This is a genomic window from Halomonas sp. I1 (assembly GCF_032334135.1).
In the GTDB taxonomy this organism is placed as follows: Bacteria; Pseudomonadota; Gammaproteobacteria; order Pseudomonadales; family Halomonadaceae; genus Halomonas.
In genome coordinates, this window is the sequence record NZ_JAVXUS010000037.1 from 1 (window position 1) to 3,503 (window position 3,503).

At 62.0% G+C, this 3,503-nt stretch carries 1 protein-coding gene; it reads right to left on the bottom strand.

Annotated features, from left to right (window positions below; all coding sequences use genetic code 11):
* Window positions 1-3,503, bottom strand: a 3,503-nt coding sequence (locus RSO41_RS18420; RefSeq protein WP_315620716.1) for a VCBS domain-containing protein, incomplete at both ends; no start/stop codon positions are given.

Below are 3,503 nucleotides of genomic sequence, written 5' to 3' on the forward strand. Positions count from 1 at the left end.
ACGCTGTCCATCAAGTTATCGACGTCTTCCTCCGGCGCATTGGTCAGGAGGTAGTCATAGTCGAGGGTGATGGTGCCGTCAGCGGCCTGGCTGTAGCCGTTGAGCGTCAGCTCACCGTACTGGGTAGTGAGGGTTTGTGAATCGCTACCCAGCGCTTCCACCTCGGCCCGGCTGAGTTCGAGCGTGGCCGGATCACCGTTCTCATCGGTGTAAGCCAGGGTCACCGCGCCCGTTTCCTGCAAGCCATCCAGGGCTTTGAGGGTAAAGCTGGACGCAACTCGGGTATCGGCGGCGTTCGTCGCGGAGCCGTTCGGCAGGCCGCTCTCGAACACCACCTGGTCATTGATGTTGCCGTCCGGCGTGGTGCTGCCATGCTCATTGGGCACATCGACGGTCACCCCGTCATCGCTGCCGTCGATGGTAATGGTCAGGGTGGCGTCGTCCTGATCGGTATCGCCATCGGTCAGCGTATAGGTGAACGCTTCTTCCAGCGTCTCGCCGTCGCTCAGGCCCTGGACCTCCAGGTTGGTATTGTCCAGCGTATAGGTGTAGCTGCCATCGGCCTCGAGCGTCAGGGTGCCGTACTCGCCCTCGATCGTCAGGGGACCGCTACCGCTGGCACTATTGCCGGGGACATTGGTGCTTTCGGCCGCCGTGACCGTGGCACCATCGGCGCCTTCGGTGTCTTCAACATCGCCATCGGACGCACCGCTGTCGCCCAGCAAATTGCCGGTCGTGGTCGTCGCCGAGTCTTCTGTGACACTATTGGTGTCGTCCTCGGCCACCGGCGCATCGTCGACGATCTGGATATTCAGGTCGCCGCTGTCGGCCTGGCCGTCTCGGTCGGTGGCGGTCACGGTGACGCTGTCCATCAGGTCGTCGACGTTCACGCCCGGCGCATTAGTCAGCTCATAGCTGTAGTCGAGGGTGATGGTGCCATCAGCGGCCTGGCTATAGCCGTTCAGGGTCAGCTCACCGTACTGGGTAGTGAGGGTTTGTGAATCGCTACCCAGCACTTCGACTTCGTTCCGGCTCAGCTCGAGGGTGGCCGACTCACCATTCTCGTCGGTGTAACCCAGCGTCACCGCGCCCGTTTCCTGCAGGCCATCCAGAGCGGTCAGGGTAAAGCTCGACTCGACCCGGGTATCGTCGGTGTTCGGGTTGGAACCATCCACCAGACCACTTTCGAACACCACCTGGTCGCCGATATTGCCGTCCGGGGTGTCGGCGTCATGCTCGTTGGGCACATCGACGGTCACCCCGTCGTTGTAACCGTCGATGGTGATGGTCAGGGTGGCATCATCGGCATCGGTATCGCCGTCGGTCAGCGTATAGGTGAACGCTTCCTCCAGCGTCTCGCCGTCGCCCAACCCCTGAACGTCCAGGTTGGTATTGTCCAGCGCGTAGGTATAGCTGCCATCCGCCTCGAGCGTCAGGGTGCCGTACTCGCCCTCTATCACCAGGGGACCGCTACCGCTGGCACTGTTGCCGGAGACATTAACACTTTCGGCTGCCGTCACCGTGGCACCATCGGCGCCCTCGGTATCTTCGGCATCGCCCGGCGAGGCATCACCACCACCGATCACATTGCCGCTGGTCTCGACGCTGCTGGCAGTATCGTCGCCTTCGGTAACGCTATTGGTGTCGTCCTCGGCGGTCGGCGCGTCATCGACGATCTGGATATTCAGGTCGCCGCTGTCGGTCGAACCATCTTCGTCGGTAGCGGTGACCGTGACGCTGTCCATCAAGTTATCGACGTCTTCCTCCGGCGCATTGGTCAGGAGGTAGTCATAGTCGAGGGTGATGGTGCCGTCAGCGGCCTGGCTGTAACCGTTCAGGGTCAGCTCACCGTATTCAGTGGTCAGCGTCTGGCTGGTATCACCCAGCGCTTCCACCTGTGCCTTGCTTAACTCGAGCGTGGCCGGATCGCCATTGGCATCGGTGTAACCCAGCGTCACCGCGCCCGTTTCCTGCAGACCATCCAGGGCTTTGAGGGTAAAGCTGGACGCAACTCGGGTATCGGCGGCGTTCGTCGCGGAGCCGTTCGGCAGGCCGCTCTCGAACACCACCTGATCATTGATGTTGCCATCCGGCTCGGTGCTGCCATGCTCGTTGGGCACATTGACGGTCACGCCGTCGTCGCTGCCGTCGATGGTGATGGTCAGGGTGGCGTCGTCGGCATCGGTATCGCCATCGGTCAGCGTATAGGTAAACGCTTCCTCCAGCGTCTCGCCGTCGCTGAGACCCTGAACGTCGAGGTTGGTATTATCCAGCGCGTAGATGTAGCTGCCATCTGCCTCGAGCGTCAGGGTGCCGTATTCACCCTCGATCGTCAGGGTGCCGCCGGTCTCGGTGGCATCGTTGGCGGGCACATTGGTGCTTTCCACCGCCGTCACCGTGGCACCGTCGGCGCCCTCGGTGTCGGCCACATCACCGGTAGAGGCACCGCTGTCGCCCAGCACATTGCCGGTCGTGGTGGTGGCCGAGTCTTCGGTGACACTATTGGTGTCATCTTCGGCCACTGGCGCGTCATCGACGATCTGGATATTCAGGTCGCCGCTGTCGGCCTGGCCATCGCGGTCGGTGGCGGTCACGGTGACGCTGTCCATCAAGTTATCGACGTCTTCCTCCGGCGCATTGGTCAGGAGGTAGTCATAGTCGAGGGTGATAGTGCCGTCATCGGCCTGGCTATAGCCGTTGAGCGTCAGCTCACCGTACTGGGTGGTCAGGCTCTGCGGGGTATCGCCCAGCGCTTCCACTTGTGCCTTGCTTAGCGAGAGCGTGGCCGGGTCGCCATTGGCATCAGTGTAATCCAGGGTCACCGCGCCCGTTTCCTGCAAGCCATCCAGGGCTTTGAGGGTAAAGCTGGACGCAACTCGGGTATCAGCGGTGTTCGGGTTGGAACCATCCGCCAGACCACTTTCGAACACCACCTGGTCGGCGATATTGCCATCCGGCTCGGTGCTGCCATGCTCGTTGGGCACATCGACGGTCACCCCGTCGTCGCTGCCGTCGATGGTGATGGTCAGAGTGGCGTCGTCCTGATCGGTATCGCCATCGGTCAGGGTGTAGCTGAACGCTTCCTCCAGCGTCTCGCCGTCGCCCAACCCCTGAACGTCCAGGTTGGTATTGTCCAGCACGTAGGTGTAGCTGCCATCGGCCTCGAGCGTCAGGGTGCCGTACTCGCCCTCGATCACCAGGGGACCGCTACCGCTGGCACTGTTGCCGGAGACATTGACACTTTCGGCCGCCGTCACCGTGGCGCCATCGGCACCTTCGGTATCGGCGACATCACCAGTGGACGCCGTATCACCACCGATCACATTACCGCTGGTCTCGACGCTGCTGGCAGTATCGTCGCCTTCGGTGACGCTATTGGTGTCGTCCTCGGCGGTCGGCGCGTCATCGACGATCTTGATATTCAGGTCGCCGCTGTCGGTCGAACCATCTTCGTCGGTAGCGGTGACCGTGACGCTGTCCATCAAGTTATCGACGTCTTCCTC